The organism is Sphingomonas sp. LM7, from assembly GCF_002002925.1.
Lineage (GTDB): Bacteria > Pseudomonadota > Alphaproteobacteria > Sphingomonadales > Sphingomonadaceae > Sphingomonas.
The window spans coordinates 1,088,649-1,108,659 of sequence record NZ_CP019511.1 but is presented as its reverse complement, the minus strand read 5'-3'; the positions used below and the strand labels follow the sequence as shown (position 1 = coordinate 1,108,659).

Sequence of the window (20,011 nt, the reverse complement as noted above, 5' to 3'; positions counted from 1 at the left end):
CGCAGCAATGCTTGCCTGGCTGGCCGTCAGCCTACACCCCGAACGTTTCTGGAAATGGTCTGGCCCGCGCCATGGGCCATTTGTCGACCGTCCGGGCGATGGTCGCGAATCCGGCCTGCTCTAGGCTTGCTTCATTCCGCTTGAGGGGGAGGCAAAGATTGCGATTCGCATCCAGCTCGGCCCGATGCCCACGATGCTCAGTGAGATCGTAGTGCAGATGCTAGGCGATCGCGGCACCCTGATCGCGGGGCCCAGCGCGCCCGGCAGCGATCCGCTGGTGGCGGCGCGCGATAGCGGCGCCCAGCTGCTGGTCGTCCAGTCCGCGCCCGGCGACACGATCGAGCAAATCTTCGCGCTTCCCGACATCGCCATCCTGATGATCTCGGAGGATGGCCGCCAGGGCCGTCTCGTCCGGCTCGCACAGCAGGCAGTCGAACTCGACCGCACATCGATGTCCGCGCTGGTGCTGCAAGTGGCAGGGCACGCCTGATGGCCAATTACCGCGCCATCGCCGCTGCCAGCGCGACGATCCTCGGGCTGCTTCGCGATCGCTTCCCGAGCGCGGATTTCGGCGGACCGCTCACGATCGAACTCTATCAGCCCAAGGACTTCGGAAGTCCGATGAAGGAGGGGCTGGCGATCTGCCTGTGGCGCGTCACGCCCAACATCTCGCGGCGCGCGCTCGGCCCGCGTACCGACATCCATGGCCGGCGGTTCAAGGCATCGCTGCCCGTCGATCTCTACTACCTGATCGTGCCCTTTGCCGACGATGCCGAGCGCCAGCAGCGGCTGCTTGGCTGGATGCTGCGCGCGATGCACGAGTTGGGCCCGCTGGTCGCCAGCGAGCTCAACCATTTCCTCGCCGAGAGCGACATCTTCGCCGAAGCCGAGTCGCTCGATATGGTCAACGATCCGCTGGCGATCGCCGACCAACTGACCCTGTGGGACCGTATCAAGCACATGCCGCCCGCCGCGACCTATGCGATGCGGATGCTCCTTCTCGACAGCGAGGAACGGCTGGACGAATATCCGATCGTCACCGAGCGCGAGCTCGACATGGGCGTGCTTCAGTGACTGCGGTCAAGCAGCTCGAACGCGTCGTTCGCCCCGCGCCGATCGGCCTGCGTTTCCGCGACGTTGCGACCGGCGGCGTGGTCGGCCAGGGCCTGCGCGTCACCGTCACCTCGATGCGCAATCCGGCGCGCCACGCGACGCTCGACGTTAATGGCAAGGGCGTCTGGTACGCGCGTCGCTTCCCGGGTTTCTCCGACGACGCGCTTGCCAATGCCCCGGACTGGACGCTGCTGCGCCAGCCGTGCCTCGTCGAAGTCGATGACCCCGCCGGCCGTTTCCTGCCGCTGCGTATCGTGATCGACTTGCCCGAGCGCGGCATCGTCGATTGGCCGGGATGGGGCGATTTGCCGCAGGACCTGCTCCTCCCGCTGGCGAACGACGCCAGCCCGCCGGCGATCTCGCCCGACGCGCTCCCGCTCTTCTCCAGCGCGGGACGCACCGCGCCGGCCCCGCTCGCCGAAATCCGCTGCCAGCTGCTGCGCGACGATGGCGGGCCGGCGGCATGGGCACTGCTCACGGCGTCACACGGCGGCGAGGTCCGCGCGATCGGCCAGGCTGATGCGCAGGGCAGGGCAGTATTGTTCTTCCCCTATCCCGAGCGGCCGCGCGCCTCGCTCGCCACCTCGCCCCCGGCGATCACCGATTTCCGCTGGGCGATCGAGGTCGCCGCCCATTGGGACGGGCTCGATCCCGCAAAGCCGCCCGAATTCGCCGCGCTGATGGCGCAGCTCGATCATCCGCGCACGCTGTTTGCGTCCACGCTTTCGCCGCCCGAGCCGCTGCCCTCGCAGCTGCTCAGCTTCGGGCGCGGCCTCGTGCTGCGCACCGATTCCACTCCCGATGGCCCGTCCTCCTGTCTCGTCATGGCGGCGTCATGAAAACCCAAGGAGAACCGTGATGCCCGAATATCTCGCGCCTGGCGTGTTCGTGGAGGAAGTCTCCTTCCGCGCGAAGTCGATCGAAGGCGTTTCCACGACTACCACCGGCTTTGTCGGCGCGACGCGTTATGGGCCGGTCGATATCGAGCCGGAGATCGTCACCAGCCTCGTCGAATTCGAACGTGCCTATGGCGGCAAGGCCAAGCTCGAATTCTCGGACGGCGGCGAGAGCGACAATTACATGTGGAACGCCGTCCGCGCGTTCTTCGAGGAAGGCGGCAAGCGTGCCTATGTCGCCCGCGCCTTCACTCCGGTCACCAACGCTGCGCTGGACGGCTATTCGCGCGCCGACACCGCCGACATCGACGGTGGCTCACCGGCCGACCGGCTAGACTTCGCGGTCCGCGCGCGCTTCCCCGGCCGTGCCGGCGACGCCCGCGTCACCTTCATCCTTTCGCTCGGCCAGAACCGGCTGGCGCGCAATCCCGACGACAGCGTCTCGCTGAAAGGGACGGCTAACCGCGACGTCGTCTGGGTCGGCGCGCCGGTCAACGGCTTCCGCCTGCTGCTATGGGACGAGCTCAACCGCGTCTGGAAGCTTGGCGACGGCGACGATGATCTCGATACCGCGACCGAACTCGCGCCGCTGTTTCCGGCGCCCTCCGATCCGCTGGCCGATCCACTCGACGTCCGGGTGCTGACCGTCACGGTGATCGTCGAGCCGGTGACCGGTGACTTGCCGACCTTCGTCGCCGCCGAGCTGCCGCTCGATCCGTTCCACGAACGCGGCGGCGCACCGGATTCGCTGTTCGCCTATTTCGCCGAAAGTCCCGCCAGCCTGTCGCGCGCGCGCACCATTCCGATCGTGATCGGCCAGTTCGCCAGCCACGGCCTCGACGTGCTCGATGATCTGCGCGACCTTCACGATCTCGACATCACCACTTCGCCACCCGATCTCCTCGACAGCGTCTTGCTCGACGCAGAGAGCAGCAGCACCAAGCGCAGCGTTGTCGTCCGGCTGACGGGTGGCAATGACGGCGCGACGCCACTGCCGGTCGCCTATGCCGGCGAGACCAACGTCATCACCAACCGTTCGAGTGGGCTGGTCGCGTTCGAAGCGCTCGAGGATATCTCGATCGTCTGCGCGCCGGGCGGAATGGTGACCGATACCCCGCGCTCGCGGGCGATCGTCGCCAATCTCATAGGCCATGCCGAGCGGATGAAATACCGGATCGCGGTGGTCGACAGCGCCAAGGGCCAGACGATCTCCGAAGTGCGCGCGCTCAGGGCACTCTACGATTCAAGCCACGCCGCCTTCTATTATCCGTGGGTGCGGATCCTCGATCCGCTGACGGGGCAGGAGAACCATTACCCGCCCTGCGGCTTCGTCGCCGGCATCTATGCCCGCAACGACACCAATCGCGCAGTGTACAAGGCGCCCGCCAACGAAGTCGTCACCCTGGCGATCGGCTTCGAAACGATGCTCAACAAGGCGCATCAGGAAGTGCTGAACCCGGAAGGGATCAACTGCTTCCGCTTCTTCGAGGGCCGCGGCATGCGGCTGTGGGGCGCGCGGACGATGTCGAGCGATCCCGAGTGGAAGTACGTCAACCTGCGACGCTACTTCGCCTATCTCGAGCGCTCGATCGACAAGGGCACGCAATGGGCGGTGTTCGAGCCCAATGGCGAGCGCCTGTGGGCGAACGTCCGCTCGACGATCCAGGATTTCCTGCTCAACGAGTGGCAGAACGGCGCCTTGCTCGGCGACAAGCCGGACAAGTCGTTCTTCGTGAAGTGCGACCGCTCGACCATGTCGCAGAACGACCTCGATAACGGGCGGCTGGTCTGCCTGGTCGGCGTCGCGCCGCTGCGTCCCGCCGAATTCGTCATCTTCCGCATCGGCCAGTGGACGGCCGACCGCAAGATCTGAGGAGACTCATCATGGCCGTCCTGCGCGATCGTCCGTACGTTCAATTCAACTTTCTCGTCGATATCGGCGACGGCAATACCGAGGGGCCGGCCGCCGGTTTCCAGGAGCTGTCCGGCATCGGCATGGAAGTCACCGTCTCGGAGTACCGAACGGGCAATTCCAAGGAAAATTCGGTGATGAAGATCACCGGCATGAACAAGTCGACCGACGTCACGATGAAACGTGGCGTGATCGGATCGCTCAACCTCTACCAGTGGCTCGACGACATCCGGAATGGCAACCAGAATGCCCTCCGCACGGTCAAGGTCACCCTGCAGAACGAGGACCACAGCCAGGCCGTAGTCACCTGGAAGCTGCTTCGCGCGCGGATCATCAAATCGACGATGGGGCCGTTCAACGCAAAGGGCACCGACGTGGCGATGGAAGAAATGGTGCTCGCCTACGAGCGGCTCGAGATGGAGTGAGCCCTTGTACCCGCGTCGCCTCCTTCCCGGCATCGCCGTAGACGTCCCGCTGCCGGCGCATCCCGATGCGCTGCCGCGGATGGACGTGGCGTTGTTCGTCGGCTTTGCCGAGCGCGGACCGACGCATCGGCCCGTCGCGATCGACAGCGTCGCGGCCTATGCGGCGGTGTTCGGCGGCGATGTCGTGCTCGCGCATGGCGAGACGCCGGTGACTGCGGCGCTGGCGCCGAGCGTGCGAAGCTTCTTCTCCAATGGCGGCACGCGCGCCTGGGTGATCCGGGTCGCGCGCACTGCGGCACTCGAACGGCGCTGGCGCGGCGTTAACTCCACCGCCAATGTCGCCGTTGCGCGGACCTTCACGCTGGCCGGGATCCCGGGAGCCAGGGTGCAGGCGAGCAGCGTCGGCAGTTGGGCCGACGACGTCCGCGTTTCGGCGCGGGTCGAGCGCAGGGCAGGGGTGCTTCGGCTGATGCTGCGCGCCGAGCGAGGCGATGTCGGGGTGGTCGCCGGGCCGTTTGGCGTCTCTCCCGACGATCCCGACAGTTGGTGGAACCAGGCTGACGATGACGGCTTCTACGCCGATCCAGCATCTGTAGCCGGCGCGCGTAGCTGGCTCGCGCCAACGGGGTCTCCTGCGACCTGGAATCTGGGCGCGCTAACCGATTTCTGGTCCGAGCCGGTCGGCGCGGACGCAGAGACCCGCACGCCATTGGAACGCGATGGCTTGTCGCGCTTCGATGCCGAGCTCTTCCTCGATCCTGCGCTCGCGGCGATGTCGGTGGCGGCGCTCGGCGACACCGCCGCGCGGATGCGTGACATCGACGGAGTGCCGCTGCTGGGCTTACACGGCGCGTTCGCCGTTCCGGGCGGTGGCGACTTTGCCGAGCCGAGCATGATCGCCGTGCCCGATGCGGTGCAACCGGGCTGGGCGCCCCGCCTGCCCGAGACGCTCGTTCCGCCGGCCAATGTCCAGGGCGAAATCCCCGCACACTGGCGCGACCATCTTGGATCGTGCGCGGTCCCCGAGGCGGAGCCCGGGACAGGCAGGCCGGACGCAACACGCTTTCTCGATTGCAGTACGCGCCTGTTGCTCGCGCCAGTGTTCACTCAGACCGACAGCCCACAGCCGGCAGGCATCGTCGATCTCGAATGGTCGGCGTCCGAACCGGGCGCCGTCTACATCCTCGAAGAGGCGGGCCGTGCCGATTTCGTCGGCGCCGAGGAGATCTGGCGTGGCGAGGCGCTGACCTATGGCGTCCAGGTGTCCCGCGAAGGCGCCTATTATTACCGTGTCCGCGCCGAGCTGGACGGCAATGTCAGCATGGCTTCGGTCACCGGCTTCCTCGTCCAGGACAGCGCATGGCAAGCCGTGCGCGACGCCGATTACGATCCCGAGCCGCTGCTCAAGGTCCGGATTGGGCTGCTCCGCGCCTGCGCGGCGATCGGTGACCAGTTCGCCTTGCTCTCGCTGCCGCGGCACTATCGCGCATGCGATGCCGCCCAGCATGTCGCAACGCTTTCGGCAAGGCTGCCGCAGAACGAAGCCCGCGCGCTCAGTCATGCCGCACTCTATCACCCGTGGATCGCCTCGCCTGTGGGCAGCGACGTCGATCCCGACTGGCTCGTCGTGCCGCCCGAAGGCGCCGTCGCCGGCACCTTTGCGCGCCGCGCCCGCCAGCGCGGGGTATGGCTGGCGCCCGCCAATATCCCGATCGAGGATGTCGTCGCGCTCTCACCCGTCGTCCGCGATCGCGACCGCGAGGATTTTGCCCGTGCCCGGGTCAATCTGATGCGCCGCGCGCCAACCGGCTTCGTGGCGAGCGACGCGATGACGCTGTCGAGCGAATATGACTGGGGGGAAATCAACGTTCGTCGGCTGATGAACCTGATCCGCCGGGTCTGCGTCCGCCGCGGTGCGCCGTTCGTGTTCGAGCCCAATGGCGACGTCACCCGTCGCGCCATCGAGCGCAGCTTCGGCCATATGCTCGACGACATGGTCCGCCGCGGCGCCTTTGCCGGCAAGGGCAAGGACGACAGCTATCGCCTCGTCGTGGATGCGACTGAGAGCGATCGGATGAACGGCCGGCTTGTGGTCGAGATCGCCGTCGCACCGGCACAGCCCCTGCGCTTCCTCACGTTGGTACTCGCCCAGGCTGGCGAGCGGTTCACCGTCGCGGAGGAGCGCTGACATGCCCGACAGCAAGCCGCGGCCCTATCCCTTTCTCGCGTTCAACTTTGCCGTCGAGATCCACCGCGCGGGCGAAGGCAAGCCGCTGGTCGAGGCGGCGTTCTCGGACGTCGATGGGCTCGAGATGACGATGGACGTCAAGACCATCAAGGAGGGCGGCGCCAACAATCGCGCGATCCGCGTCAACGGTGCGGTGGCCTATGCCAACCTAACGCTCAAGCGCGGCATGACCGAGAATTTCGACCTGTGGAAATGGTTCGAGGATTCGGTTGCCGATCCGCGGCTGCGCGCCGACGCCGAAGTGGTGATCCTCGGGCCCGATGGCAGTGAACGTGCGCGCTTCCAGCTTTCGCGCTGCGTGCCGATCAAGATGAAGGCGCCGACGCTGAGCTCGACCGGCGCCGCAGTGGCGATCGAGGAACTGCAGATCGCCTATGAGACGCTCAAATTCGTGCCCGGAAAGGCAGCGGCATGACCGAGCTCGCCAAAGCCCAGCTGATCCAGCTCGACGACGACTTCAAGAACGAGAAGCCGGGCGGGCAGAAGGTCAGCGTCCAGTTCAATCCCGAGACCCTTAAGGTGACCTTCGCCAACCAGCTGGTCCAGCCGCAGGGCGGCGATCAGGCGGCGGGGAATACCGGGCGGCAGTTCGTCGGGGCGGGTACGACCAAGCTGGCGCTGACCTTGTGGTTCGACGTCACGGCGATGATGGAGGACGCCGTCGACGACGTGCGGCGGCTGACCCAGAAGGTGATCTTCTTCATGACGCCGACCCCCGACAAGGCTGACGCCAAGAAAATGGTGCCGCCGGCGACGCGCTTCGTCTGGGGATCGTTCCTGTTCGACGGGATCGTCGAGGGGCTGGAAGAGAGTCTCGAGTACTTCTCGCCCGACGGCAAGCCGCTGCGCGCGCAGATCACGCTGACGCTAGGGCAGCAGAAGATCCTCACTGCCGAGTTCAAGGGCGACGGCAAGGTGCCTTCGTCGCCGGGGCAGAAGCCGATGTCGCAGGCCAAGCAGGGCGACACCGCGCAGAGCATGGCGGCGAAGAACGGCAAGTCCGACTGGAAGGGCATGGCCTCCGCCAACGGCATCGAGGATCCGCTGCGGCTTTCCCCCGGCCAGCTGATCGACGTGCATGCCGGGGCGGGCGTGGGGATCGGTTTCTCCGCGGGCGCCAACATCCAGCCGCCTTCGATCACGCCGCCGAAATTCTCGGCGAGCGCGTCGATCAAGATCAATTGAGGAACAGGCAATGGCGGTCGTCATCAACGAATTCGAAGCGGTCTCCGCGCCAGGGCAGGAGAAGGACGACAAGGCGGCCGGCGATGGGGCGCCCCAGAAGATCGAGGTCTTCCAGCTGCGACCGCCGCTGCGCCGCATCGCCACGCGCCACGCACGGCTGAGGGCACACTGATGCCGGCAACCGCCTCCAACGTCACGCCGCTGCCGATGCGGCCGGCGCGCCCGACGATCGAGATCGACGGGACGCGGGTCGACAAGCTCGAATCCGCGCTGATGACGATGGAGCTCGTCGACAGCGTCGAGGGGATGGCGCGCGCCGAATTGGTGTTCGGCAATTGGGGCGGCGGCGACACGCCGGGCTTCCAGCATTTCGATCGCAAGACGATCGAGTTCGGCAAGCCGGTAAAGGTCAAGCTGGGCGACGACCTGCTGTTCGAAGGCAGGATCAGCGCGGTCACGGCCGACTATGCCGATGGCGCGCCGCCGACGATCGGAGTGCTGATCGAGGACCGGCTGCAGGATCTGCGCATGACGCGGCGCTCGCGCACCTTCGAGCGCGCGACGATCGCCGATGTCGCGAAGAAGATCGCGTCGGAACATGGGCTTACGCCCAAGATCGACCTGACCGGGGCGAGCCAGGTTTGCATCGCGCAGGTCAATCAGAGCGATCTCGCGCTGCTCCATGATCTCGCGCGGCGCGAGGATGCGCTGGTCTGGGTGCAGGGCACCGAGCTGCATCTCGCCAAGCTGCGGCCGGCCGAGAAGGTCGCGTTGCGCTGGGCGGGGTCGCTTCGGGAATTCCATGTCGAGGCCGATCTGGCGAGCCAGCGCACCGCGGTAGTCGCGAGCGGGTGGAACGTCGCCGACAAGAAGGTCGCGACCCACAAGGCTACCGATGCTGCGGTCTCGGGCGAGACCGGCTCGACCGACAGCGGCGCCAAGATCCTGAAGTCGGCGTTCGGCGAGCGCGTCGATACGATTGCCCACGCGCTGCCGCGCGACGATGCCGAGGCGCGCGCGGTTGCCGAGGCGAGCTTCCGCCATATGGCGCGGCGCTTCGTTACCGGCGAGGGCGTCGCCGAGACCAAGGCGGCGCTGCGGGTCGGCGCGACATTGGCGCTGACTGGGCTGGGGAAGCTGTTCGACGGCGACTATCGCGCGACTGCGGTGACCCACCGCTTCGATCAGGCGATGGGCATGCGCAGCGAATTCCGGTGCGAGCGCGCCGGGCTGGGGAGGCCGTGATGCTCCTCGATCTCGATCGCGGCGAAGCGCAGTTCCACGAGCGCCGGAGCGAGGGCTGGGGCGGGCGCTGGTATGGCGTGGTCCCTGCCACCGTCTCCGACATCCAAGACCCGGACGGGCAGGGACGCGTCAAGATCAAGCTCGACTGGTCACCCGATGCCGGGGGCGGGCAGGGCTATGAGGCGTGGGCGCGGATGGCGACGCTGTTCGCGGGCAACGATCGCGGCAGCTGGTTCATTCCCGATGTCGGCGACGAAGTGCTTGTCGCGTTCGAGCATGGCGATCCGCGGCGGCCCTATATCCTCGGCGGCCTGTGGAACGGCAAGGACAAGCCGCCGCAATCGATGGCGAGCGGCAACAACCTCAAGGTCATCCGCAGCCGCAACGGGGTGAAGATCACGCTCGATGACAGCAATGGGAAGGAGACGCTCAAGCTCGAGACGCCCGGCGGGCAGAAGCTGACGATGAAGGACGGGCCGGGCGCGGTCACCATCGAGGATTCGAACGGCAATTCGGTCAAGCTCGAGACTTCGGGGATCACGATCACCGCCGCTGCCAAGGTGACGGTCAATGCCAGCCAGGTCGCGGTCTCGGCGGGGATGGTCAAGGTCGATGCGGGCATGTCGACCTTCTCGGGCATCGTGAAGTGCGACACCTTGATCTCGAACACAGTGATCTCGACGACCTACACGCCGGGCGCGGGGAATATCTGGTGAACGCGCTCGCGCACAAGGTGACGTGGCAGGCGCCGCGGCCGCTCTGGCGGGGGACGACGCCGTTCCAAGCGCGCCCGCAGCTGCTGCGCTTCGCCAGCGACGATTTCATGGAACAGTTGCTCGCGACGCTGGCCGAGGAGCCTGCGCGGATCTCCGACCGGATCGCGCGGCCCGAGACTTGGCGCGATCCGCCGATGCCCGGTGACCTGCTCGACTCCGTCATTCGGGTGCCGCTGCCCGCGCCGATGAAGGAAGCCAAGCGCAAGCGCTTCTGGCGATCGGCACCCGCGGCGCCACCGCCGCCGCTCCCGGTCAACAAGGAGCTCAAGCTCTATCAGCCGGCGCACCTGCGCTACTATCTCGTCGCGGGCACGCTCGCATGCCAGATCCCCGGCCTGCCCGAGCGTGCCGTGGCGGGCGGACACGAGACGGTGGGCTTCGTGATGCGCCGGATGCTCCCCGCGTCTGGCCGTGCCGAAGCCAATGTGCCGCTGGTTGAATATGCCTATGTCCGCGAAGGCGCCGACGCGCGCTGGCAGCGCGTGGAGGCGGACGCCGGGCTGGCGCCGGGCGAGGAACAACTGCCGTTGTTCCCGCTCCAACACCGCGACGAGGAAGGCGCACCGCGGACGATCTGGGCGGGAATGATCCCGGTCGCGCGGCGGGAGGAATATCTCGGCAAGTCAGTGGTAACCGCGCCGGTCTCGCTCGCCGCGGGGCAGATGGCGGCGCTCAAGCCCGGTGCGCCCGCAACTCGGCCCAACACGACGATCGCGCGCACCGCGCAGCTCCGCATCGAAGTGGTCGAGCCTTGGAAGGCGCTGGTCCGCGCGGCGCTCAAGGGTGCCGACGAGTTCATCACCCGGACGCCGGACTCCAAGGAGACCGCCCCCGACCGCGCCGAGCGCGTGAGCGACTATAACTATCAATATCAGCACCAGTCGTGGCTGTTGCTGCTCGATCTGCGCAAGTGGATGGACCTTCATGTTCCGCGCCTCAGCGCCGCGCTGTCCGCGACGACAGTGCCAGCCACCCTGAATGCAGCCGAGCAGGCGGCCTGGCGCGGCTTGAACACCCTTGCGCCGGGCGGCCCTACGCCGCCGGCCGGCAAGACCAAGGCGGCGTCGATGCGCGTGGCGCTGCTCCACATCCGCGAGTTCGAGGACAAGCTTGAAGCGGTAACGACGCATTATGCCGACGGCACCAAGGCCAATGCCGACTGGCCGAACCTGCATTTCCAGCTGGTCGGGATGGTGCCTCCAGGGAGCACCGCGGCCGGCGCGACGTTGGATGGGCCCTATAAGGTGGTGCTCGCGGGCGGCGATCCGTTCAGCGCCGCGCTCGATCCGCCGGCCAATGACGAGACGGTGATCACCGAGCCGAGCGACAGCCCGGACGTGAACATCGATATCGAGAAGCTCGACCGCTTTACCGCGCTGCTGGCGCGCGCGCTGCCCCAGAGCGACGAGGCCAATGTCCAGCCGATCCCGCATGCGATGAAGCTGCGCGACGTGATGATCAAGACCGCGGGCGACCAGGGACTGTTCATCGTCCGCATGGTCCATATGAACGCCGATTGCGGGCCGCTGCATCCGCCGACGCTGTCCAAGGGCACCGAGCAGTTCAAGCTTGCCAGCTTCTTCGACCCCGATGCGCCGGTGCGGCCGATCACGATCACTCTGCCGACCGACACCAGCCCGGCGGGGCTGCGCAAGCACGGGCGCGGTACGGCATTCGTGATGTCGGACCTGCTCTGCGGTCAGGTGCAGCGCGCCAAGGGGTTCGGTTTCATCGACCTGGTGCTCCAGGTACTGCCGTGGCCGTTCCACAAGAGCATCAAGATGAAGAAGGGCGCCGAGGGCGGCGGCTGCAAGGGCGGCAGCAACGTCGACATCGGCATGATCTGCTCGCTGTCGATCCCGATCATCACCTTGTGCGCGCTGATCCTGCTGATCTGCATCGTGTTGCTGCTCGATTTCATCTTCCGCTGGGTACCGTGGTTCATCGCGTGCTTCCCGCTGCCGCGCCTGAAGGGCAAGCCATGAGCCCGTTCGGCAAGAGCCTCGGCTTTCCCCCACGCGTCGGCCCGGACGGGCGGATGCGCTGGTCCGAAGGCGAAACCAATGTGCGCGAATCGATCGCGATCATCCTCAAGGCCGAGGCGGGCGAGCGCATCCAGCTGGTCGATTTCGGGGCTGGGCTGGGACGCTATCTGTTCGAGCCTAACAACCCCGCAACGCATGTCCGCATTGCCGCGTCGATCGAGGATTCGCTGAGCCGCTGGGAGCCGCGCATCGCGCTCGACGGAGTCCATGTGGCGCCTGATCCCTCCGACGCCACCGCCGCGCTCGCCACCATCGCCTATCGCCTCGTCGCGACCGGCGCCGCCGAGCGCACGAGCGTCTCGATCCCGCTGGGGAGAAGCTGATGCCGTTGCCCGCCCCCCGTATCGACGATCGCGACTATCGTGCGCTGGTGGAGGAGACGCTTGCCCGCGTTCCCGTCCACACGCCCGAATGGACCAATTTCAATCCGTCCGATCCGGGCGTCACGATCGTCCAGCTCTTCGCATTCCTCACGGAAAACCTGATCTACCGCGCGAACCAAATCCCCGAGCGCAACCGCGCCAAGTTCCTCAAGCTACTCGGCATCCCGCTGCGCAGCGCCAGCGAGGCACGCGGGATCGTGGCGTTCAAGAACGACAAGGGCGCGCTGGCCACTCAGACGATCCAGCGCGATTTCGAGTTGCTGGCGGGACAGATGCCGTTCCGCACGGTCACCGGGCTCGACGTGCTGCCTGTCGAAGCGCGGCTGTTCGTCAAGCGGCCGGTGCTCAACCCGACGCCCGAGCTGCGCAAATATTACGAGCTGCTCTACGCCTCATACGGCGCAACGCTGCCGGCCAACCTCACGCTGTATCAAAGTGCGCCGTTCGATCCGGCGCAGGGGCCGCTCGACCTGGCCGAGACGATCGACCGGACATTGTGGATCGCGCTGGTGGCGCGCAAGAACGATCTCGGCACCGGCGACGACCCGACCAAGCTGATCCGCGAGGCGATTGCGGGGCGCAACCTGTCGCTTGGCCTCGCGCCTGCCGACGACGTCGAGCAGCTCGAGATTCCGGTGGGCAGTGCGACCACGGCGCCCGCCGACCTGCTGCGCTACGACATCGCCCGACCGAGCGTGAATGGTGAGCTGCTGTTCGTCGGCGGACGGCCTGCACCCGATTGGCGTGCACTCAATGCCCGTGCCGACTTCGATCCGTCGCGCGCGACCGGCGTAGTCGAGATCGGCTTGCCCGAAGCCGACGCGCTAAAGCTCTGGAACAATCTCGATCCGTTCGAGGCGGGCGTGGGCGAGTTGCCGCCGGCGATCGACGACAGTGTGATCGCCGAAACCCTGGTCACCTGGATCCGCGTGCGCGCCTCGTCGGCGGCCGAGGTGCGGCTGCGCTGGGCCGGGATCAACGCGGTCGGCGTCCGCCAGTTCGAGACGATCCGCGCCGAGCGACTGCCCGACGGCGACGGCAGCCCCGACCAGGCTCGCCAGCTCGCCAAGGCGCCGGTGCTCGAAGGCAGCGTCGCGATCGTCAGCGTCTCCCCCGAAGGCACCGAGACCGAATGGAACGCGATCGACGATCTCCTCGCCGCCGCACCAGAAGTTCCCGTGCCCGGCACCACCCAGCAGCTCGGGCCGGCGACATCGTTCCGCGTCGATCCTGAGGCGGGGATCGTCAGCTTCGGCGACGGGCTGGCGGGCAGGCGTCCCGGCTCGGGCGATCGGCTCTATGCGCGGTACGAATATAGCGAAGGGCAGGAGGGCAATGTCGGTCCCAATGCGCTCAAGGTCGGGCCACTGGCACCGCAGGGCTATTCCGGCACCAACCCGATCGCGACCTGGGGCGGCACCGACGCCGAAAGCGTGCGATCGGGCGAGAAGCAGGTCCAGCGGATGCTCCAGCATCGCGATCGGCTGGTCACCGAAGCCGATTTCCGCAGCATCGCGTGGCGCACCCCCGGCGTGTCGATCGGCCGCATCGACGTATTGGCGGCCTGGCACCCCGATCTCGCCCCCGGCGCAATCGGCACCGTTCCGGGCGTGGTGACTCTGCTCGTCGCGCCACGCCACGATCCCGATCATCCCGCGGCACCGCGCCCAGATGCGCCGTTCCTCGATGCGCTGTGCGCCTATCTCGATCCGCGGCGACTGGTGACGACCGAGCTCGTACTGCGGGGTCCGATCTACAAGCGAATCTGGGTCTCGGTCGGGATTGAAGTCGGCGGGGGCTATACGATCGCCGAAGTCGCCGACGCGGTGAAGGTGCGGCTGCGGGCATATCTCAACCCGTTGCCGCCCGAAGGCAGCGATTTCTCGACCACCGATGGTCCGCTCTATGGCCCGGACGTCGATCCGGCGTTGCGCGGCTGGCCGCTCGGTCGACCGGTCCATGCCCGTGCGCTGATGGCGGAGGCGGCGCGTGTTCCCGGTGTCGTCGAGGTCGCCGATATCCAGCTTGCACTCGATACCGGCGCCAAGCTCGACGCGGTGTCGATCACTGGGATCGAACTGCCCGAACTCGCCGGCATCTCGGTGGTGGGTGGCGACCCGATCGACATCAGCCTGTTGCGTGGCGACATCGGCTCGGGCGCCGGTGGCAGCGGTCCGGGCGGCGGCACCGGCGACGGCTCGGCATTGCTGCCGGTCCCCGTCGTGGCGGAGACGTGCTGATGAACGCCGACGGCCAGCGATTCCACCTGTTGCTCGGCGAGACCGACTGGGCGCGTGGCCGCATGGACGATGCGACGACACTGGCGATGGTCTGGGACCTGGCTGTAGGCGATCAGCCCAAGGCTGCGCCGGGCTGGGACGACGAACGCAACGAGCTCACCCTGGCGCCGCTGCGCGATCCGCTGGCATTCACGCCCGGCGAGGCACCGCTGTCGCCCGAGATCCGCCGCGCCGCCGCTGCCGACCGGTTCGGCAATGTTTATTGGATCGGCGATGATGCGACGCAGCTGTTCGTGCGCTCGCGCGGCGATGGCTCGGTAACGCGCTTCTGGCCCGACACGCGTGCCCAGCGCCCCACGCCACAGCTATTCGTCCCGCACGATGATCGTGTGCCGGTAGCGGCGACCTATCGCGCGCTGGCGGCGACCGGCGATGGCTGGCTGATCGCCGCGAGCGACCGCGGGCTCGACAGCTTCGATCTTGTCGCGGGCGGCACACCGCTGCATTTCGATTGGCCGGCGCAGGGCGCGCCTACGGTCACCGATCTCGAACCGCGCTGCGACAGCGGCCTGTGGTTGCTAGACGGCCAGGCAAAGCGCCTGTTTGCGCTGGATGCGCGGGCAACACTGGTCGGCGGCGGGCTGGGCGAGGAAGTGCCCGAGCTGTTCCAGCCGGTCAGCGGTGCGGCACGTACGCGCGCCCCGGGGATTTCGGCCGAGGGGCACGACCTGACGCTGCTCGATCCCGCGATCAATCCGATCGCAATCGCGGCACTGCCCGACGGCGCGGTCGCCATCCTGTCGCGCGCACCGGCCGCGCTGTATCTCTGGCGTGAGGGGGGCGCGCCGCTGGCCGCACTGCAGCTCGATTTCGTGCCGCACGACATGGTCGCGGGCCAAGTGCTCTTGCGCGGCAGCGAGAGCGTGCTGCGCGTGCTGGTCTCCGATGAAACCGGCAACCAACTGCGCGCTTTCCGTCTCGATGACGAGGACGGACTCGAACTCCGCGAGACCGCTGAGAGCTTCCCGCTGCGCCGCCATGGCGGACGTGCCTTGGTCTCGGTCGAGGGTAACGCCAGCTATGACAGCGGCCCGGCGCCCACTTGGCCGCGCGTGGTCGAGAAGCCGCGCCAGCAGTTTCGCGGACTCGCCAGCTTCCGCACTCCGCTGTTCGACAGCCGGATGCCCAGCGCGGTGTGGGACCGGCTGCGGCTTGACGGCTGCGTGCCGCCGGGCACCCGCATCCTGGTCGAGGCCCGCGCGAGCGACGAGGCGGACGATCTGGGCGACTGGCTGGTGCAGCCCTCGCCAATCCTGTCGCGCTCGGGGAGCGAACTGGCGGCGCATTCGGCGGCTGCCCTGGTGACGACCGATCCGCTTGCCCAGCACGGCACCTTCGAGCTGTTGTTCCAGCGGATCGAAGGGCGCTTCCTCGAAGTCCGGCTGACGCTTTCCAGCGACGGCGACTCAAGCCCGCGGCTGCGCGCGCTGCGTGCCTCATGGCCGCGGATCTCCTGGGCCGAGCGCTACCTCCCCGCGCTCTATCGCGAAGATCCCGAGCCCGCCGATTTCCTCGAACGCTTCCTCGCAAACATGCAGGGCACGACCAGCGTGATCGAGGCGCGGATGATCACTGCGCAGGCGTTGTTCGACACCCGGACCGCGCCGGTGGAGGCGCTGGGCTGGCTCGCCGAATGGTTCGACGTCGCGCTCGACCCATCGTGGAGCGAAGCGCGGCGGCGGCTGTTCATCGCCCATGCGATCCGTTTCTTCGGCTGGCGCGGCACGATGCGCGGGCTGGAGAGCGCGCTTGCGCTCGCCTTCGGTCAGCCGCTCGACGGCACCCTGTTCAGCGACGCGGACTGCCGCTGCGAAGGCGCGATCCGCATCGTCGAGAGCTATCGCACGCGCACGCTTGGCCGGATCGGCGCAGGCGACACCAGCAGCGTGGTCGATCTTCCCACGCATGATGCCGGCCTCACCGAACGCGCCAACTGGATCGCCTTCCAGCGCGCCCGCGGCGCGACCGCACCGATGCTGACGCTTCCGCGCCGCGACGTGCCCGCCGCCTTCGCCGTGGCATGGAGCAAGTTCCTCGAGCTCGCATCGCACAATCGCAGCCTGTGGCAGCGCTTTCTCGAAGGGCGTTACCGCCGGCTGCTGCCACTCAACACTGCGCATGGCAGCGACTGGAAGCGCTTCGGCGAGATCGCGCTGGCCGACACCGCACTGGTGACGCCCAAGGCCCGCGCCGACTGGGAGGAATTCGAGAAGGAGTTGCTCCCGATCGATCGCACCGCCCATCGTTTTTCCGTGCTGCTCCCGGTGAGCGCAACCGATGCGACCGATGCCGAGACGCTGCGCCGGCGCGAGGCACTGGCGCGGCGGATCATCAATCTCGAAAAGCCCGCGCACACGATCTTCGACGTGCGCTTCTACTTCGCGATGAACCGGATCGGCGAGGCGCGGCTCGAATACGACACCGCGATCGGCGCGGGCAGCCGCGCACCCGAGCTGCTGCCGCCGGCGATCCTCGGCAAGGCGTATATCGGCGAGAGCTTCATCGGCCCCGACGGGCTTCCCCTCACTCCTGACCGCGCGCGGCTCGCATGTTGAGCCGCGCCCCCCAAAACCTGCCGGAGGCAACTCATGGGCTGCTGTAACGCCACCACTGCAACCGTGCCTGCGATCGGCACGCCAGATCCCGGCCAACACGTCAATTTCGTCAAGGGCATGGTCCTGGGCGTTGCCGACTATGTCCAGGAACACGCCTATCTCGTCGGGCGCAGCGAATGGATGGTTCGCGACCTGATCGGCTATGGCACCGCCAGCGGCCTGGCAGTGCGTGTCGAGGACGATGGCGAGACCAACGGGCCGCGCGTCCACATCACCGCCGGTTCGGCAGCGGCGCCGTCAGGCCGGCTGATCTGCGTCGGGCGTGACCAGTGCGGCTCGCTCAACGGCTGGTTGCAGGACCCCGACAATGCCCGTCGCGTATCGGAGCGCACCGCAGGCTCGCCACCGGCAACCTCGATCACTTTGTACCTGACGCTGTGCTACCGCGACTGCGCGATCGCACCGGTGCCGGTGCCGGGCGAGCCGTGCCGCTCCGAGGCGGCGCTGATGCAGCCGTCGCGGGTTGCCGACGACTATTGCCTCGATTTCGGGCTCGACGCGCCGGAGCAATGGGAGGTCGACGCGATCGCCTCCTTCTCCGCCTGGCTCGACGACATCGCCGATGAAGGTCCCGGATCGCCGCCGCTGGGGCCCGACGATTGGGCCGCTGCGATCCGCGAGGCGCTCGATATCGTCACTGCCGATGTCGAGGATGCTTCGCCGCCGGATTGGGATTCGCCGCCCGTGCCGCCGCTGCCGGTGGGCGTCTCGATCGACGAGTATGACGGCTTCCTCAAGCTCGCTTATCGCATCTGGATCACCGAATATCGCCCGCGGGTGATGGCGCGCCGCTGCAGCGATCCGGCAGGCAGCGAGCAGGATTGTGTACTGCTCGCCGCACTGGAAGTGCCGTTGACGCATATCGGCGGCGACGCCGCGGCGGGTTGGTCGGTTAATGGTGACGCTGTCGACGTCATAGTCGAGCAGGGCCGCCGGCCGCTGATCGCACCCCTCCATCTGGTCCAGACAGCGCTTGGCATCATGACCGACGAGGACCAGAAATGGGCAAGCCCGCCGCCGGGCCCCGAGGGGCCGCAAGGGCCGCAGGGCAATCCGGGCGATCCCGGTGCGCCGGGCGGCGCCGGTCCGATGGGACCGCAGGGACCCATTGGTCCTCAAGGACCCGCGGGTCCGCAGGGACCTATCGGGCCGGGCGGCACCGGATCGGTGGGGCCAGCCGGCCCGGCCGGGCCCGCCGGGGGCACGGGGCCCGTTGGACCGATCGGACCGATTGGACCGGCGGGCCCGCGAGGGCCGGACGGGCAGCAAGGGCCGAAGGGCGACCCTGGCTCGGGAGGCGGGCCATTCAAGCTGCGGCCGCTCTTTGCACATGGTTCGCCGGACATTTCGCTCGATCTGACCAAGGACCACGAGCTCTACGATGTCATCGTGACCTTCGCGCCAACTCGCTTGAAGATGCCGTCGGCGAAGGATGCGGGTGTCGGCCGGACCTTCTTCTTCCGCACGACCGGCGGCGCGCTCGACATGCAGCTCAGTAACAATGACATGATCGACTGGGACTATTCGCTGATCATCCCATCCGACCAGGCACGAACGATCATCTCGGACGGCGAGCGACGCTGGTTCCAGATCGCGGACTTCACTTCGACGAAGAGGGGCTGAGCCATGCCCAGCGATTTCGTCGCGCTGCAGGAGCCGTTCGGAGAGGACGCGATCCGCACGGTCAACTTCTTCAATGGCCGCCTGCTGACCGGCAACGATATGAGCCGCGAACAGGCCGCCCGGCGCGAGGCCGATGCGCGGATCGGTCTCGCGCTCGGCGACGGCATCGCCAACGGGCTCCGCGTGGCGTTCCGGGGCAATATCGCGCCGGGGGGACGTCCTGCGGCTTCGGTCCAGCCCGGCGTGGCGGTGAACCGGCAGGGCGCGATGCTGTGCCTCAAGCACGAAGTTACGCTCGCGCTCGATCGCGCGGCAACGCCGGGGGCGGACAATGTCGCCTGCCTGTTCGGCGATTGTGCGCCGCTTGCCGACGGCGATTATGTCGCGGGGGCAGGGCTGTATCTGCTGACGATCGCACCGGCCTTCACCAGCGAGGGGCGGGCGGCGGTCAGTGGCATGGGCGATGCCAGCCCGCGCTGCGCGCTCGACGTGACAGTGGAGGCCGTGCAGTTCCGCCTGCTCGAGATCCGCAACGAACTCTACGACGCCGATCCCGGTCAGCCCGATTTCCGCAATCGCGTGGCCTATGAGGCGTTTGGCCTGGGCGTGCTGCCCGGCTGGCCTGCGGATCTGCGGGGCAGCGGGCCGCGCGTCGACGATCTGGTCGAGACGATTCGTGGCCATGGCCTCAGCGATGGCGAAGTCCCGCTCGCGCTGATCGCCTTCACCAGCGCCGGCCATGTTTTCACCGACAATTGGAGCGTCCGCCGTCCGATCGGGCTCAGTGATCCCGAGAGCGTGGTCAGCACCATTTCGGAGCCGCGCCGGGCGGGCCTGGGCAGGGCTATGTTCCGTCAGTTCCAAGATGAAATCGCGGGCATCGGCAACCTGCCGTCGGTGGTGGCGAAGGACCGTTTCGCCTTCCTGCCTCCCGCCGGGCTGCTGCCGGGGATCTCCGACAGCCGATTGGCGGAATTCTTCGCCGGGATGACCGTCCGCGGGCCGATGTACCTCGATGCGAGCGCGGTCGAGCCGCTGCTCCGCGAAAGCTTCGCCGCGCCGGCGATCGACACCGCGAGCGAGCATGCGGTCTGGCTCTACCGGATCGCCCAGACCCGGATGGAGAGCAATGCCGACATCCTGCTCTTCGCCAGCGGCCACCTGCCGTACCGCGGCGACGCGCGGTTCAATCTCAACCATTGGGATTACGCGAACTATCCGCTGATCCCGTGACGGAGCGACGAA

General features: G+C 67.6%; 17 protein-coding genes. All 17 read left to right on the top strand.

Annotation, left to right across the window (positions count from 1 at the left end):
* Nucleotides 1–193 precede the first annotated feature (193 nt).
* From BXU08_RS05125 to BXU08_RS05050, 17 genes are read left to right on the top strand one after another with little or no spacing between them, the layout of a single operon-like run.
* Nucleotides 194–490, top strand: a complete 297-nt coding sequence (locus BXU08_RS05125; protein ID WP_150125419.1) for a hypothetical protein — start codon at nt 194–196, stop codon at nt 488–490.
* Nucleotides 490–1,074, top strand: coding sequence for a Pvc16 family protein (locus BXU08_RS05120; protein WP_077509104.1), 585 nt, complete (start codon nt 490–492; stop codon nt 1,072–1,074). The genes BXU08_RS05125 and BXU08_RS05120 overlap by 1 nt, the downstream gene beginning before the upstream one ends.
* Nucleotides 1,071–1,952 carry a hypothetical protein gene (locus BXU08_RS05115; RefSeq protein WP_077509103.1) on the top strand — a complete coding sequence of 294 codons (882 nt, stop codon included), beginning with the start codon at nt 1,071–1,073 and terminating at the stop codon, nt 1,950–1,952. The genes BXU08_RS05120 and BXU08_RS05115 overlap by 4 nt, the downstream gene beginning before the upstream one ends.
* A gap of 19 nt (nt 1,953–1,971) precedes the next feature.
* Complete coding sequence (locus tag BXU08_RS05110; RefSeq protein WP_077509102.1) at nt 1,972–3,882, top strand: phage tail sheath subtilisin-like domain-containing protein; 1,911 nt, start codon at nt 1,972–1,974, stop codon at nt 3,880–3,882.
* Between the two features lie 11 nt (nt 3,883–3,893).
* The gene (locus BXU08_RS05105) at nt 3,894–4,346 is read left to right on the top strand and encodes a phage tail protein (protein WP_077509101.1); all 453 of its coding nucleotides are present in this window, start codon (nt 3,894–3,896) and stop codon (nt 4,344–4,346) included.
* A 4-nt stretch (nt 4,347–4,350) separates the two neighbouring features.
* Nucleotides 4,351–6,534 carry a phage tail sheath C-terminal domain-containing protein gene (locus BXU08_RS05100; RefSeq protein WP_077509100.1) on the top strand — a complete coding sequence of 728 codons (2,184 nt, stop codon included), beginning with the start codon at nt 4,351–4,353 and terminating at the stop codon, nt 6,532–6,534.
* Between the two features lies 1 nt (nt 6,535).
* A complete protein-coding gene (locus tag BXU08_RS05095) occupies nt 6,536–7,009 on the top strand; it encodes a phage tail protein (RefSeq protein WP_077509099.1) in 474 nt (157 codons plus the stop codon).
* Entirely contained in the window at nt 7,006–7,779 is a 774-nt protein-coding gene (locus tag BXU08_RS05090) for a peptidoglycan-binding protein (protein ID WP_077509098.1), read from the top strand. Before BXU08_RS05095 ends, BXU08_RS05090 begins: the two co-directional genes overlap by 4 nt.
* Nucleotides 7,780–7,789: 10 nt before the next feature.
* Nucleotides 7,790–7,951, top strand: a complete 162-nt coding sequence (locus tag BXU08_RS19770) for a hypothetical protein (protein WP_171982426.1) — start codon at nt 7,790–7,792, stop codon at nt 7,949–7,951.
* Nucleotides 7,951–9,024, top strand: coding sequence for a phage late control D family protein (locus BXU08_RS05085; RefSeq protein ID WP_077509097.1), 1,074 nt, complete (start codon nt 7,951–7,953; stop codon nt 9,022–9,024). The genes BXU08_RS19770 and BXU08_RS05085 overlap by 1 nt, the downstream gene beginning before the upstream one ends.
* Nucleotides 9,024–9,740 (top strand): phage baseplate assembly protein V, encoded by a 717-nt coding sequence (locus tag BXU08_RS05080; protein WP_077509096.1) that lies wholly within the window; start codon nt 9,024–9,026, stop codon nt 9,738–9,740. Before BXU08_RS05085 ends, BXU08_RS05080 begins: the two co-directional genes overlap by 1 nt.
* Nucleotides 9,737–11,785 (top strand): hypothetical protein, encoded by a 2,049-nt coding sequence (locus BXU08_RS05075; RefSeq protein WP_077509095.1) that lies wholly within the window; start codon nt 9,737–9,739, stop codon nt 11,783–11,785. Before BXU08_RS05080 ends, BXU08_RS05075 begins: the two co-directional genes overlap by 4 nt.
* Entirely contained in the window at nt 11,782–12,168 is a 387-nt protein-coding gene (locus tag BXU08_RS05070; protein WP_077509094.1) for a GPW/gp25 family protein, read from the top strand. The genes BXU08_RS05075 and BXU08_RS05070 overlap by 4 nt, the downstream gene beginning before the upstream one ends.
* A complete protein-coding gene (locus tag BXU08_RS05065; protein WP_077509093.1) occupies nt 12,168–14,468 on the top strand; it encodes a baseplate J/gp47 family protein in 2,301 nt (766 codons plus the stop codon). The genes BXU08_RS05070 and BXU08_RS05065 overlap by 1 nt, the downstream gene beginning before the upstream one ends.
* Nucleotides 14,468–17,083, top strand: coding sequence for a phage tail protein (locus BXU08_RS05060; protein ID WP_077509092.1), 2,616 nt, complete (start codon nt 14,468–14,470; stop codon nt 17,081–17,083). Before BXU08_RS05065 ends, BXU08_RS05060 begins: the two co-directional genes overlap by 1 nt.
* 33 nt (nt 17,084–17,116) lie before the next feature.
* Complete coding sequence (locus BXU08_RS20455; RefSeq protein ID WP_216352899.1) at nt 17,117–18,766, top strand: collagen-like protein; 1,650 nt, start codon at nt 17,117–17,119, stop codon at nt 18,764–18,766.
* Nucleotides 18,767–18,769: 3 nt separating this feature from the next.
* Complete coding sequence (locus tag BXU08_RS05050) at nt 18,770–19,999, top strand: hypothetical protein (RefSeq protein WP_077509091.1); 1,230 nt, start codon at nt 18,770–18,772, stop codon at nt 19,997–19,999.
* Nucleotides 20,000–20,011: the final 12 nt, after the last annotated feature.